A 12,506-nucleotide genomic window follows, 5' to 3' on the forward strand; every position below is an offset into this window, starting at 1 on the left:
CAGCTGCTGTGAGATTTACGAAAGCAGCGCCCTCTGGCCCGCCGACCAGGGGCGCGTCGCTTGCCGCTCTGGTACGCTTGCTCTAAACCGCAGCTTTCGTGAGCGAGGCAATGGCCGCATCGATGGCATCGCCGAGGCGCTCTACGATCTGATCGACATCTTCCCGGGCAACGATGAAGGGCGGCGCCAGGAGGACGTGGTCCCCTCGCTGACCGTCGATCGTCCCGCCCATCGGATAGACCATCAGGCCCCGGGCCATAGCTTCTTTCTTGATCCGTGCATTGAGCTTCAGGCCGGGATCGAAGGGGGATTTCGTCGCCCTGTCGGCGACAAACTCGACGGCACGGAAGAGGCCCCGGCCGCGAATGTCGCCGACGTGGTGGTGATTGCCGAGCCGCTCGACCAGGCATCTTTCGAGATAATCGCCCATCGACACGACGTTCTCGAGCAGCCCGTCGCGGCGGATGACTTCCTGGACCGCAAGGCCGGCCGCCGCCGCCATCGGGTGGCCCATATAGGTATGGCCGTGCTGGAAGAAGCCCGACCCTTCGGCAAATGCCTGGAAGATCGCGGAGGACAGCAGAACCGCGCCGACGGGCTGATAGCCGCCCCCGAGCCCCTTGGCGACGGTCATGAGATCCGGGACGACGCCGTCCTGTTCGCAGGCATGCAGCGTCCCGGTCCGGCCCATGCCGCACATCACTTCGTCGAGAAGCAGCAGCACTCCGTATTTGTCGCAGATTGCCCGGACGCGCTTCAGGTAGTCGGCGACGGGCGGGACCGCACCGGCCGTGGCGCCCACCACCGTTTCGGCAACGAAGGCGATCACCTGATCGGCGCCCAATTCGAGGATCTTGGCCTCGAGTTGGCCAGCGGCACGCGCGGCATAATCCGTATCGCTCTCGCCGGCTTGCTGCAGACGATAGGCGTAGCATGGATCGATGTGGTGCGTTTCGACGAGCAACGGCCGGAATTGAGCCCGCCGCCATTCGTTGCCCCCGGCCGCCAATGCGCCAAGCGTGTTGCCGTGATAGCTCTGGCGCCGGGCGATGACGTGGCGGCGTTGCGGCTCTCCCTTCTCCACGAAATACTGCCGGGCCATTTTCAGCGCCGCCTCGACCGCTTCGGAGCCGCCGCTGACCAGGTAGACGTGATCGAGCCCGTCTGGCGCATCGGCAACAAGGCGGTCGGCAAGCCGTTCCGCCGCCTCGGTGGTGAAGAAGCCGGTATGGGCATAGGCCATACGGTCGAGCTGCCTGTGCAGGGCCGCAAGCACATCCGGATGAGCGTGACCGAGGCAGGAGACGGCTGCTCCCCCGGAGGCGTCGATATAGGACTTGCCCTCGGCATCGAAGAGCCTGATGCCCTCGCCGCGGACGGCGACCGGCAGTTTCGCATGGATGGCGCGGTGGAGAAGACGGGTCATGGCGCTCTCTTGGAGTTGCGGGATTGGAGATGGGTGTTCAGCGCCGCGAGTTGTCGGTCGAGGTGCTTCAGAGCCGCGAGCGTCGCTTCGCCGCCCCGCCCTGCGATAAGCGCGCCGAGCACTTCCGCGACGGCAAAGGCGGGCGACATGGCGTGCAGGAAGGAAGGGCTTTCGGTCGGCACGACGATGATCGCCTCGGCGATCTGCGCAAGCGGCGCCACTTCGCTGTCGGTCACAGCGACGACCGGAACGCCGCTTGCCCGCGCATATTCGGCAAGTTCGATCGTCGCCCGGGTATAGGGAAGAACGCTGGCCACGAGCAGCACGTCCGCGTTCGTGGCACGCCCGAGGGCATCCGCCCCGATGCCGCCGATGCCGTCCAGCATCACCGTCTTTTCTCCGACCAGCGACAGGATATAGTGGAACTGCCACGCGACCGCATGGCTCGAGCGCAGCCCGAGACAGTAGACCCGCCGGGCGCGGGCCAGGCGGCTGGCAGCGGTGACGATGCGATCAAGCGCAGCCGGTTCTGCGAGCCGCGCAATCTGCGCTCCGATCATGCGCAGCATATCGGCTGCGAGCGCATGGTCGCCCTTGAGCATCTGGCTCCGGGCCTGCTCGCCGGCCTTTCCGGCAAAGCCGGCATCGCCCTCCCGCAACGCTTCGGCATAGCGTTCGCGGATGTCATCGTAACCGCTGAATCCGAGTTGCTTGGCAAGACGGGTCATCGTTGCGGGCTGCACTCCCGCCTGGCGCGCCTGTTCGCGCATGGAGAGAAGGGCGACGTCGCGGGGATGGTCGACGATATAGCGGGCCGCCGCCTGCAATTGCGAGGAAAGCCCGTCGAAGGCGGTGATAAGCGTGTCGCTGAGCGGCCCCTTGTCCATAGCTCTTTCTACGACCATTCGACACGTGTTGCAACATATGTTTCATTATGCGACCATGCGATCCATAAGGATCATAGTTAAACGGTGCTTGAATGAATGCTGTCAGCGATTTTCCGGGGGTTTCGATCGCCGTCGCCCCTAATGGCGGACGCCGGACGAAGGCCGACCATCCCGCCATACCGCTGAACCCGGAAGAACTGGCGCTTACCGCACGCGACTGCCTCGAGGCCGGCGCGGCGATGATGCACGTTCACGTGCGCAAGGAGGACGGAAGCCATCTTCTCGATGCCGACGCCTATCGCGCCACGATCAGGGCGATCCGGGCTGCCGTGGGCGATCGCATGGTTGTCCAGATCACCAGCGAGGCGCTGGGCATCTATTCACCGGCCGAGCAGATCGCAGTCGTGAAGGCAGTCCGCCCCCAGGCCGTATCGCTGGCGCTCCGAGAACTGCTCCCGGACGAAACGCATGAGGCCGCCTTCGCCGATCTTCTATCATGGGCGGCGCGGGAGGAGGTCTCGCCGCAGATCATCCTCTATGATCCGGAGGAAGCGGTGCGGCTGGCCGGTATGCGCCGGCGAGGCCTGCTCTCCAGCGACGACATTCCTGTGCTTTACGTGCTCGGCCGATATACGCCCGGGCAGACGTCCCTCCCCCGTGATCTGCTGGCCTTCCTGGCGCCGGGCATGCCCTCCTTCGCCCATTGGAGCGTCTGCGCCTTCGGCCGCCACGAAGCGGCATGCGTCGCCGCCGCGGCACTTCTCGGCGGCCATGTCCGCGTCGGCTTCGAAAACAATCTCCGGCTGCCGGATGGAACGATCGCCGCTTCCAACGCCGACCTCGTCCGCGCAGTTGCGGCAGCCCTGCGGCCGTTGTCGGTCCCGCTGATCCAGGGGCCGGCGCTTGCAGACATGCTTGCCCGCATTGGTTCTGCAGGCCCGCCGAGAGGCTGATGTGCCTCATCTTCCGTCGCCGGCCTTTGGAACCGGTGAACGCCGGTTTCGTTCTCCCATAATGACAGCGCCGTGCGTCCTGTCCGACGTGCGACGTCGCTGAAACACGTTGGAGCTGCATGTTCTTACCCTTTCAAGAGACATGCAGTCGTATGGGAGTGCACGATGTTGACCCAGGACGATCGCAACATGCCCGAAAGGCGCGCCACAGCCGCGTTTCCGATAGGCCTCATACTGCTCGCGATATGCGCCATCTTCGCCTATCTCGCGATCGGCGGTGCGATGCTGAAAGATGAAAGCGGAACGGTCGTCTATACACCGCCGATCGCCGACGCGCCGCAACCTCGGTGAGAGCGAGACCTTCGATGACACCCGATCCAATCGGCCCCGGCCCCGGCCCCGGGCCCGGGCCCGGGCCAGGAATAATTCCGCCGAACCCGGTCCCTCCACTCGGCATTCCCGATCCGCCGCCCAACGAGCCGCAGCCCGACAAAGGTCCTGAGGACGACTCTCAGACCCCGCCGGAAGAGGAAGAGCCCGCCCCTGGCCGCTCCTCCTCGCAGGCAATGCTTGACTCTTGCCATCGGGAATGAGAACATAACGTGAACATTCTGGAGAGTCTCTCATGACCCATGCAGAGGAAGTCATTGAGCGCGCTATGGCCGCCGTCGCTGAGGCAAGACGCCGGCGGGAACGCGAGCAGGAGTGGCGCCGAAAAACCTTCGGACGGATTCAGGTCGGTATACCGCTCCCGCCCCTCAAGCGCGGCGGTGTGCAGCTTTTGCTGCAGCTTGACCGCCCGAATGGGCAATGAGACCTGCAGCCGATCGGCTCATCGGTAAAATGCAGCGAGGAAAACCGTGGCACGGTCTTCCTCACGATGGTTAGGCAACGGCCAATGCGGGCCGTTCCTTGGGAAAGGGCTTGAAGGTCAGCGCGATCAGGAAAGCACCGATGCCGATGCCCCAGGCGCCGATATAGAGCCAGCCGTAGCTGGCGAAGACGTCATAGATCAGACCCCCGGCGACCGGGCCGATCGCCATTCCGAGACTGCCGGCCATCGCCGTGCCGCCGATGACGGTGCCCATCATGCGCAGCGGGAAATTCTCGCGGGCGATCACGGCATAAAGCGGCATGACGCCTGCATAGATGAAGCCGAACACGGCAGCCACGGCGTAGAAGGCGCCGAGGTCGCGCACGAAGAAATAGGCGAGCGCGCCGAAAGCCTGCAGCAGCAGCCCTGATACCAGAATGCGCTTGGCGCCGTAGCGGTCTCCGAGGATGCCGAAGGCCACACGGCCGCCCATTCCCGCCAGACCCTCGAGACTGTAGATGGAAACTGCGGCCATCATCGGGATCCCGCAGCTCACGGCATAGCTCACCGTGTGGAAAATCGGCCCCGAATGGGTGGCGCAGCAAAAGAAGTTCGTCAGCAGCAGTATGACGAATTGCGGCGATCTCAGCGCCTGGCCAAGAGACATGTCCGGCTGCCCTTCACTTACGGAGACGGCACTCGGATCTTCGAGGACCGGAGGGCGCCGCAGCAGCAACGCGGCCGGAATCATCGTGACGGCAGCAAGGGCGGCTATGATCTGCAGCGATGTCCGCCAGTCGTAGATCGTAACCAGCCACCCGGCCAATGGCGACATGGTCATGGGCGCCATTCCCATGCCGGCCGACACGAGAGATACGGCAAGGCTGCGATGCGTATCGAACCAGCCCGTCACGCAGGCCATCATCGGCGCGAATATCGCCGCGCAGGCACCCCCGACGGCCACGCCGAAGACGAGCTGAAATGCGATCAACGATGTCGCAAGACTGGAGAGTGCGAGGCTTGCCGCAAGGAGCGCGGAGCCGATCAGTACGACCGGGCGCGGTCCCCAGCGGTCGGAAGCGCTGCCCCAGATCATGCTTGCCAGAGCCATGGCGATGAAGCCCACGGTCATGCCACTGGAGATGCCGGTCACCGACCATCCGGTATCTCGTGAGATGGGTACGAGAAAAACCGGCAATGAAAACATGGCACCTATTGCGATACAGCCCAGAAGGCCGCCGGCTGCAACGATGACCCAGCGATAATGCGCATCGATCATTTCTCGTATCTCCGCTCAGGGCAATCCGGCGCGGCATTGTTCTCAGCCCCACGCCAAATGTGCCGATCAAATCAAGGGCATTCTCCCGTCTGCGGCTGTGCCGCGCATACAATAGACGAACAGCGCCCAAGTGCGCCGACATGGGGGTGGAAATTTTTGCAGGATACATTGCGCTGGATGCGGTTGAATCCGAACGGCGCACAGCGGAGGTCTCGAACGCGCCCTGTCAGGCCGCCGTATTCGACGTGTCGACGACCTCGAAATCATGCGTGATGGTCGCCGTCTTTGCGAGCATCGCGGATGCCGAGCAGTATTTCTCGATAGACAGGGCGACCGCCCGCTCGACCTTCTTGGCAGCCAGACCACGGCCCTTGACGATGAAATGCATGTGGATGCGGGTGAATACGCGCGGCTCCTGATCCGCACGGTCGGCATCCATCTCTACCACGCAATCCTCGACTGCCTCCCGGCCCTTCTCGAGGATGTGGACGACGTCGAAAGCCGAGCAGCCACCGGTGCCGATCAGCACCATCTCCATGGGGCTCGGCCCCGGTGTCGGATCATCCGGGCCGGTGGCCGTGCCGAGAACGACCTTGTGGCCGCTTCCGGATTCCCCGACGAAGGTCCTGCCTTCGACCCATTTGATGCGTGCCTTCATCCGATTCTCCCTCCTGCCGCGCGTTCATCATAATGCGTCTGGGGCAAGCGCGCGGATTTTTTCCCCCGGAGCCATCCGTTCAGCGCGCGCCCCAGGTATCGGTCAGCCGGTAACCCTCGGGCCACGGGTCCGATGGATCGAGCATGTGCTGATGCGTGCCTGTAATCCAGGCACGACCAGAGATTTCCGGCAGAACGGCAGGGCGTCCGCCGATCTCCGTGGTGCCCAGGATGCGGCCGGAGAAGGTGGAGCCGATCAGCGAGACCGCCGTCAGCCGGTCCGCGAGCCCCATACGGCCGCGGGCATGCAGCACGGCCATACGTGCCGAGAGCGCGGTGCCGGTCGGCGAACGGTCGACCTTGCCCGGCTGGATCGCGACCGCCGCACCCGCCTGCAGGCCTCCCGCCGTGCGCTCTACGGGACCGGCGAAGAGGCAGAACGAGATATGCCGCCAATCGGCGTTTTCCGGGTGATGGAAGCCCAGCTGGGCATTGGCCGCATTAGTGATCCTCACGCCGATCCGGGCGATGTCATGCGCCTCGTCCGGCTTCAGGGCGAAGCCCATAGCGGCGGCGTCCACGATCACGAAGCTGTCGCCGCCATAGGCGGTGTCGACTGTGAGGGTCCCGAGCCCCTCGACCTCGAGCTTCGCGTCCAGCCGCTCGGCAAAGCTCGGCAGGTTCTGCACGAAGATACGTTCGGCCTTGCCGTCACGGCACTCGGCGCGCACGCGGACGAGACCGCCGGGCGCCTCGAGCGTGATCTCCGTCACCGGCTCCTTCATCGGCAGGATGCCGCTGTCGAGCAGCACCGTGGAAACGCAGATCGAGTTGGAGCCGGACATGGGTGGCGTATCTTCCGGTTCCATGATGATGAAGGCGGCATCCGCATCCGGATGCTTCGGCGGCACCAGCAGATTGACGTGGCGGAAGACGCCGCCGCGCGGCTCGTTCAGAACGAAGTTGCGCAGGGTCTGATCGCGGGCGACCCAGCGGCTCTGTTCCCAGATCGTGTCGCCCGGCGGCGGCGCGACACCGCCGACGATCACGTCGCCCACCTCACCCTCGGCATGGGCGGAAATGACATGGATGGTCTTGGTGCTGCGCATCACGAACTCCTCATTTCAAGAAACAGCGCGGCTGCGGGCGGGAGAACCGCACACAGTTTCCCGCTCTACGATAACCAGTCCGGCAGCCGGGGCGGGGCACGGCCCGTCAAAGCCGCGGCGACGCAATCGGCAATGCTGCCGAAGCGCACCGCACGGCCGGAAAGACCGGGACCGTAATGGGCGTATTTGCCGGAATTGGTCATGACCGTCCGGGTGCGCGTCGGGAACACGGGCTCTGAGATCGAGCACCAGCAGAGGTCGGGCAGCACCTGGACGCCGCTCTCCTGAAGCCGCGCGAGAATGCCCTCGGCGCGCGCTGCGGCAATGACCTGGTGCCCGGCCGTGACGATCATCGCCACGTCCGGATGCCGCCTGCGGCCGTCGAGCGCCTCGGCCAGCGCCCGACATTCGGCGAGAGACGCGTGCGGACTGCCGATTGCCACGAGGTCCACCTCACCCGGTCCCCTGTTCAACTCGGACCATGCGGCAGTCAGTTCGGCGCGGGTAATGGTCGCATGGTCGGCGTCCCTGGCCGCCGCGCCGCCGGCCTCCGGCGTCACGCCCTCCACATGCAGCATCGGCGCGGCCGAGGTGGTGCCGAAGGCGGCGCAGAGCGCTTTCAAGTCGTCGCGCGAAGGCGCAGCCGCGGCAAGCCCGCGGATGAGAGGGATGCGATCGGGCGCCGCCCGCCCGGCGAGATAGCCGATCAGCGGCCAGAACGCGTCGTCGACGCCAGCGGGCAATTCGACGTCTATGATCCGCCGTGCCTTGCGGTGTTCGTCGAGATAGACGCCGGAGAGCGGCGCGCGTCCGGTGAGCGCGACGCAAAGGTCGAGGAAGTCCGGGTGCTTCGCCGTCCGCGCACCGAGCACGCTATTGGCGAAGATCACGGCATTGGACTCCGCCCAGGCAACGGATTCGCCCGTTCCCGGCGCGCTGTCGAGCAGATAGGGGGAACAGGTGAAGGTCGGCCGGCAGCCCATGCGGACATATGCGTCGGCGAGCCGCGCCGCAGGGTCGCCGAAAGACGGCGGCACACCTTGCCTCTGCCAGTTGGCGTGGTCCACGGAAATGGCGTTCATCGTCGCCGGGACCCGCACCTTCGCGCCCATCTCCACCATCTTCTCGGCAAAGGTCAGGTTCGCGGGGCTGGCATAGATACAGCCGTCGATATGAACCTGCGTCACATCCACGAGGCCTTGTGCCCCCTGCTGTGCCGCCATGGCCGAAATGATGCGCATGGCCTGCGCAGCCGCAACGCCTGACTCTCCGTCGAGCATGGCGCGGTCGCCATCGGTGAGGTCAAGCGCAGCGGTCGCCGGCGGGACGATGGGGATCGTCAGTCCCTCGGCTTCTATCGTCCTGTCGCCTATCCGCGCCGTCTTCGCACGAGCGAGCGCCGCAAAGCCTTCCGGCGCAAGACGCAGTACCGGCAGCGGCTTGCCGAACATCTCGGAAGCGATCAGCGCACCGAGGGTCAGCACATCTTCCGGCTCCGAAAATACGAGTGCGGCCGGGGCCCGGCCGGTCAGCACGAGGTCGAGCAGCACGCCCGAGCCCGTGCAGGAGCCGCGGCTCGACGGCAGCATCAGGATGGAGCCGGTGAGCGGGACGCCATGCAGCGGGTGGTGCACATCGATCACGCAGCCCGTCGCGGGGTCGACCCCGCCCCAGAAACTCAGCGCCTCCCCGGTCGCGATGACCGGACCCTCGGCCGAACCCTCACGGATGCTGCGGGCGGGACTGAGACCGTTCATTTTACGACGAAGCCGTGGGCGAAGGGATCGCGGTCATCGATGAAGATGGTGTTGATGCCGGTCATCCTTGCCCAGCCGGCGATCGACGGGATGATCGCATCGCGATCGGCGACCTTCGCCGCCGCTTCGACGCGGCCCTTGAACAGCGATCCGATGATCGACTCGTGGACGAATTCGTCGCCGACCTTCAGCTTCCCCTTGGCGGCAAGCTGCGCGATCCGGGCCGACGTGCCGGTGCCGCAGGGCGAGCGATCGATGGCCTTCTCGCCGTAAAACACCGCGTTGCGGGCGTGGGCCTCCGGCTGCGTCGGCTTGCCCGTCCACTGGATATGGCTCAAGCCCCGGATTTCCGGGTGTTCGGGATGAACGAACTCGTATTTGGCGTTCAGCGCGGCCCTGAGCTTGGGGCTCCAGCCGACCAGTTCTCCCGCCGTATGGTCGGCCATGTCGCGGAAGTTCTTCTGCGGCTCTACGATGGCGTAGAAGTTGCCGCCATAGGCGACGTCCACCACGATCTCGCCGAGCCCCTCGACCTCCGCCGTCAGCCCTTCCGCATAAAGGAAACTCGGCACGTTGGTAAGGCGCACCTCCTCGACGAAGCGGCCCTCCTGGCGGTAGGTGATGTCCACCTTGCCCGCAGGGGCATCGATCGACAGCTTTCCGGGCTCGCGCGGGGTGATCAGACCGTTCTCGATCCCCATGGTGATGGTGCCGATGGTGCCGTGACCGCACATCGGCAGACAGCCGGAGGTCTCGATGAAGAGCACCGCCACGTCGCAGTCGGGCCGGGTCGGCGGATAGAGGATGGAGCCCGACATCATGTCGTGGCCGCGCGGCTCGAACATGAGGCCGGTGCGGATCCAGTCGAATTCCTTCAGGAAATGCGCGCGCTTTTCCAGCATGTTCGCGCCTTCGAGACGCGGGCCCCCGCCCGAAACCAGGCGGACGGGATTTCCGCAAGTGTGGCCGTCGATGCAGGAGAAGGTGTGGGTGGCCATGGTCGAAACCTCTGTCAGAATCTTTGCGGCGAAAAGGATGCAATGTCGATGGCCGGAGCCCGGCCGGTCAGGAGATCGGCGACGATCCTTGCGGTGCCCGCCGATTGGGTGAGCCCCAGATGGCCGTGACCGAAGGCATAAATCACCCGCGGCGTCGCACGGGCGCGGCCTATGGCGGGCAGGCTGTCGGGCAGTGAGGGCCGGAAGCCCATCCACTGCACTCCGCCTTGGGGCTTCAGCCCCGGCAGGAAGGCCTGCGCCTTCTTCAGCATCGCTTCCGAGCGGCGGAAGTTCGGCGGCAGATCGAGCCCGCCGAGTTCGACCGCACCGCCGACCCGGATACCGGTCGACAGCCGTGTCACGACGAAGCCATGGCCGCCGAAGGTGATCTGCGTGCGCAGGTCGAACGCGTCGGCGAGAAGCGTCGTGTTGTAACCGCGCTCGGTTTCGAGCGGAATGCTTTCGCCGAGCGTGCGCGCGACGCGGTGCGAGAAAGCGCCCGCCGAGAGCACGACCTGCGCCGCGCGCCGGGTGCAGCCGTCGACGCACAGGACTTCGACCCCGCCATCGACGGGCTTCATCGCCGTGACCTCGGCGCGCTCGATCACCCCGCCGATCATGCGGAAATGGTCGGCAAGCGCAAGCGTGTAGAGCTTCGGATCGGCGATGGAGTACCAGCCGGGCGTGAAGGTGGCGTGGGTGAAACGCGCCGCCAGGCCCGGCTGGATTTCGGCAATGCCCGCGGCATCGAGATGACGGAACTCGATGCCGTGATCCTCACGCGCTTTCCAGCCGGCAAGGGAGGCCTTGAATTCCGCCTCGCCCTCATAGACCTGGAGGTTGCCTTCCTTGCGCAGCATCGGGGCGGTACCGGTCTCTCTGAGGAAGGGCTCGAGTTCCGCTTTCGACAGGTCCATCAGTGCAGTCTGCGCAGCCGTCGAATGGGCGACGCGACCCGGCTGGCAAGCACGCCAGAAGCGGAACATCCATGGCGCGATCTTCAGCGCATAGGCGGGCGGCACGGTCAGGGGTCCGAGCGGATCCAGGAGCCATTTCGGCGCCTTTTTGAGAATACCCGGCGAGGCAAGCGGCAGAATATCGGTGAAGGCGAATGCCCCGGCATTGCCGGCGGATGCGCCGGCCGCCGGTCCCTCGCGGTCCAGCACGGTGACCGTCAGGCCCCGGGTCACGGCGGCGATCGCCGCCGAGAGGCCGACGACGCCCGCGCCGACCACAATGACATCCGCTTCGGCCATTACCGTACGCTCGCCAGGAACTTCTGCGTCTCGGCGTTCTGCGGCGCGGCGAAGATCTGGTCTGGCGCGCCGATCTCCGCCATCACGCCCTGATGGAAGAAAGCCACGCGATCCGATACGTCGCGGGCGAAGGCCATTTCATGCGTGACGCAGATCATCGTCATTCCTTCTTCCGCCAGCATCTTCAGCGTGTCGAGCACCTCGCCGACCAGCATCGGGTCGAGCGCCGAAGTTACCTCGTCGAACAGCATGTATTCCGGCGACATGGCGAGCGCCCGGGCGATCGCCATGCGCTGCTGCTGGCCGCCCGACATGCGGTTCGGGTAAACCTTGAGCTTCTCGCCAAGACCGACATGGGTCAACTGCTTCACGGCGATCTCCTCGGCCTTGTCCTTCGAAAGGCCGAGCACCTTGCGCGGGGCGAGCATGACGTTTTCGAGCACCGTCAAATGCGGGAAGGCGTTCCACTGCTGAAACACGATGCCGACCTTACGGCGCAGCTTGTTGAGATCCGTGCCCTTGGCGTGAACATCTGTGCCGTCGATCACGATCCGGCCGGAGTCGATCGGCTCCAGCCCGTTGATGCAGGTGAGCAGCGTCGACTTGCCCGAGCCCGAGCCGCCGATGATGGTGACCACTTCACCCTTGTTGACGGTCAGGTTGATGCCCTTGAGAACCTCCAGCGAGCTGAAGGATTTACGGACGTTTTCGATCTCAATCATTGGGGGACCACCGTTTTTCGAGATACCCGCCAAGCCGGGCGACGGGGAAGCTGAGGATGAAGTAGATGGCGCCGCAGATCAGCAGGATGAAGAGCGGCTCCTGCAGACGGGTGACGAGAATCTGCGACGCACGCAGGAGCTCGACCAGACCGAGCCAGAGCACCAGTGCGGAGTCCTTCATCACCCCGAGCGTCAGTCCGATCCAGGACGGAAGCGAAACGCGGGTGGCAAGCGGCGCCACGATGTAGCGCATGTCCTGCCACCAGGTCATGCCGAGAGAGCGCGCCGCGCGGCGGGTCGTCGCCGGCACCGAGGAAATCCCGCCGCGGACGATCTCCGCGCAGAACGCCGCCGTATAGAGCGAAAGCACCACTCCTGAGGTGGTGAAGGCGCCCCAGCCGAGCTTGATTATGGACTGAAAGGCGTTGCCGAGCACGAGCTGTATCAGCAGCGGCACCGAGCGGAACACGTCGAGCAGCAAAGTGAGGGGTGCCGACCAATAGGGTCCGAGCTGGAAACGGATGACCCCGAAGAGGATGCCAAGCAGCGTGCCGGCGGTGACGGCGACGGCGGTGACGGCCAGCGTCATCCCCGCGCCCTGCGCGAGAAAGGCGAGATCGTTCCAGGTGAGGGCAGTATCAAACATCT

General features: G+C 65.2%; 14 protein-coding genes. 4 read left to right on the forward strand and 10 right to left on the reverse strand.

Annotated features, from left to right (window positions below):
- Positions 1-82: 82 nt before the first annotated feature.
- Entirely contained in the window at positions 83-1,426 is a 1,344-nt protein-coding gene (locus SINAR_RS0104970) for an aspartate aminotransferase family protein (RefSeq protein ID WP_027998044.1), read from the reverse strand.
- Complete coding sequence (locus SINAR_RS0104975; RefSeq protein WP_027998045.1) at positions 1,423-2,313, reverse strand: MurR/RpiR family transcriptional regulator; 891 nt, start codon at positions 2,311-2,313, stop codon at positions 1,423-1,425. Before SINAR_RS0104975 ends, SINAR_RS0104970 begins: the two co-directional genes overlap by 4 nt.
- A gap of 92 nt (positions 2,314-2,405) precedes the next feature.
- Between SINAR_RS0104975 and SINAR_RS0104980 the strand changes: the two genes are divergently transcribed.
- From SINAR_RS0104980 to SINAR_RS1000000137655, 4 genes are all read left to right on the forward strand, one after another.
- Positions 2,406-3,266, forward strand: a complete 861-nt coding sequence (locus SINAR_RS0104980) for a beta-keto acid cleavage family enzyme (RefSeq protein ID WP_027998046.1) — start codon at positions 2,406-2,408, stop codon at positions 3,264-3,266.
- Positions 3,267-3,431: 165 nt separating this feature from the next.
- The gene (locus SINAR_RS0104985) at positions 3,432-3,617 is read left to right on the forward strand and encodes a membrane protein (RefSeq protein ID WP_027998047.1); all 186 of its coding nucleotides are present in this window, start codon (positions 3,432-3,434) and stop codon (positions 3,615-3,617) included.
- A 14-nt stretch (positions 3,618-3,631) separates the two neighbouring features.
- A complete protein-coding gene (locus SINAR_RS1000000138260) occupies positions 3,632-3,859 on the forward strand; it encodes a hypothetical protein (RefSeq protein ID WP_084617047.1) in 228 nt (75 codons plus the stop codon).
- A 32-nt stretch (positions 3,860-3,891) separates the two neighbouring features.
- A complete protein-coding gene (locus SINAR_RS1000000137655; RefSeq protein WP_027998048.1) occupies positions 3,892-4,080 on the forward strand; it encodes a hypothetical protein in 189 nt (62 codons plus the stop codon).
- A gap of 70 nt (positions 4,081-4,150) precedes the next feature.
- On the opposite strand, the gene SINAR_RS0104995 is transcribed toward SINAR_RS1000000137655, so the two are convergent.
- The 8 genes from SINAR_RS0104995 to SINAR_RS0105030 all read right to left on the reverse strand — a co-directional run bounded on the left by SINAR_RS0104995 (position 4,151) and on the right by SINAR_RS0105030 (position 12,504).
- Entirely contained in the window at positions 4,151-5,359 is a 1,209-nt protein-coding gene (locus SINAR_RS0104995) for an MFS transporter (protein ID WP_027998049.1), read from the reverse strand.
- 226 nt (positions 5,360-5,585) lie between these two features.
- Positions 5,586-6,017: an OsmC family protein gene (locus SINAR_RS0105000; RefSeq protein ID WP_027998050.1), complete on the reverse strand. Its 432-nt coding sequence runs from the start codon at positions 6,015-6,017 to the stop codon at positions 5,586-5,588.
- A gap of 79 nt (positions 6,018-6,096) precedes the next feature.
- Entirely contained in the window at positions 6,097-7,125 is a 1,029-nt protein-coding gene (locus tag SINAR_RS0105005) for a trans-3-hydroxy-L-proline dehydratase (RefSeq protein ID WP_027998051.1), read from the reverse strand.
- Positions 7,126-7,190: 65 nt separating this feature from the next.
- Positions 7,191-8,882, reverse strand: a complete 1,692-nt coding sequence (gene lhpI / locus SINAR_RS0105010) for a cis-3-hydroxy-L-proline dehydratase (RefSeq protein ID WP_027998052.1) — start codon at positions 8,880-8,882, stop codon at positions 7,191-7,193.
- Complete coding sequence (locus SINAR_RS0105015) at positions 8,879-9,880, reverse strand: 4-hydroxyproline epimerase (protein ID WP_015243442.1); 1,002 nt, start codon at positions 9,878-9,880, stop codon at positions 8,879-8,881. Before SINAR_RS0105015 ends, lhpI begins: the two co-directional genes overlap by 4 nt.
- 14 nt (positions 9,881-9,894) lie before the next feature.
- Entirely contained in the window at positions 9,895-11,136 is a 1,242-nt protein-coding gene (locus SINAR_RS0105020) for an NAD(P)/FAD-dependent oxidoreductase (protein WP_027998053.1), read from the reverse strand.
- On the reverse strand, positions 11,136-11,858 hold the full coding sequence (locus SINAR_RS0105025) for an amino acid ABC transporter ATP-binding protein (RefSeq protein WP_027998054.1): 723 nt from the start codon (positions 11,856-11,858) through the stop codon (positions 11,136-11,138). Before SINAR_RS0105025 ends, SINAR_RS0105020 begins: the two co-directional genes overlap by 1 nt.
- Entirely contained in the window at positions 11,851-12,504 is a 654-nt protein-coding gene (locus SINAR_RS0105030; RefSeq protein ID WP_027998055.1) for an amino acid ABC transporter permease, read from the reverse strand. The genes SINAR_RS0105025 and SINAR_RS0105030 overlap by 8 nt, the downstream gene beginning before the upstream one ends.
- Positions 12,505-12,506 lie beyond the last annotated feature (2 nt).

This window comes from Sinorhizobium arboris LMG 14919 (genome assembly GCF_000427465.1).
Classification (GTDB): Bacteria; Pseudomonadota; Alphaproteobacteria; order Rhizobiales; family Rhizobiaceae; genus Sinorhizobium; species Sinorhizobium arboris.

What these genes read in the sequence shown, in the direction of transcription:
- SINAR_RS1000000137655 (WP_027998048.1), top strand. Translation starts at nt 3,892, where the DNA reads ATGACCCATGCAGAGGAAGTCATTGAGCGCGCTATGGCCGCCGTCGCT.
- SINAR_RS0104980 (WP_027998046.1), top strand. Translation starts at nt 2,406, where the DNA reads ATGAATGCTGTCAGCGATTTTCCGGGGGTTTCGATCGCCGTCGCCCCT.
- SINAR_RS0105015 (WP_015243442.1), bottom strand. Translation starts at nt 9,880, where the DNA reads ATGGCCACCCACACCTTCTCCTGCATCGACGGCCACACTTGCGGAAAT.
- SINAR_RS1000000138260 (WP_084617047.1), top strand. Translation starts at nt 3,632, where the DNA reads ATGACACCCGATCCAATCGGCCCCGGCCCCGGCCCCGGGCCCGGGCCC.
- SINAR_RS0104970 (WP_027998044.1), bottom strand. Translation starts at nt 1,426, where the DNA reads ATGACCCGTCTTCTCCACCGCGCCATCCATGCGAAACTGCCGGTCGCC.
- SINAR_RS0105020 (WP_027998053.1), bottom strand. Translation starts at nt 11,136, where the DNA reads ATGGCCGAAGCGGATGTCATTGTGGTCGGCGCGGGCGTCGTCGGCCTC.
- SINAR_RS0105025 (WP_027998054.1), bottom strand. Translation starts at nt 11,858, where the DNA reads ATGATTGAGATCGAAAACGTCCGTAAATCCTTCAGCTCGCTGGAGGTT.
- SINAR_RS0105030 (WP_027998055.1), bottom strand. Translation starts at nt 12,504, where the DNA reads ATGTTTGATACTGCCCTCACCTGGAACGATCTCGCCTTTCTCGCGCAG.
- SINAR_RS0105000 (WP_027998050.1), bottom strand. Translation starts at nt 6,017, where the DNA reads ATGAAGGCACGCATCAAATGGGTCGAAGGCAGGACCTTCGTCGGGGAA.
- SINAR_RS0104975 (WP_027998045.1), bottom strand. Translation starts at nt 2,313, where the DNA reads ATGGACAAGGGGCCGCTCAGCGACACGCTTATCACCGCCTTCGACGGG.
- SINAR_RS0104985 (WP_027998047.1), top strand. Translation starts at nt 3,432, where the DNA reads ATGTTGACCCAGGACGATCGCAACATGCCCGAAAGGCGCGCCACAGCC.
- SINAR_RS0105005 (WP_027998051.1), bottom strand. Translation starts at nt 7,125, where the DNA reads ATGCGCAGCACCAAGACCATCCATGTCATTTCCGCCCATGCCGAGGGT.
- lhpI (WP_027998052.1), bottom strand. Translation starts at nt 8,882, where the DNA reads ATGAACGGTCTCAGTCCCGCCCGCAGCATCCGTGAGGGTTCGGCCGAG.
- SINAR_RS0104995 (WP_027998049.1), bottom strand. Translation starts at nt 5,359, where the DNA reads ATGATCGATGCGCATTATCGCTGGGTCATCGTTGCAGCCGGCGGCCTT.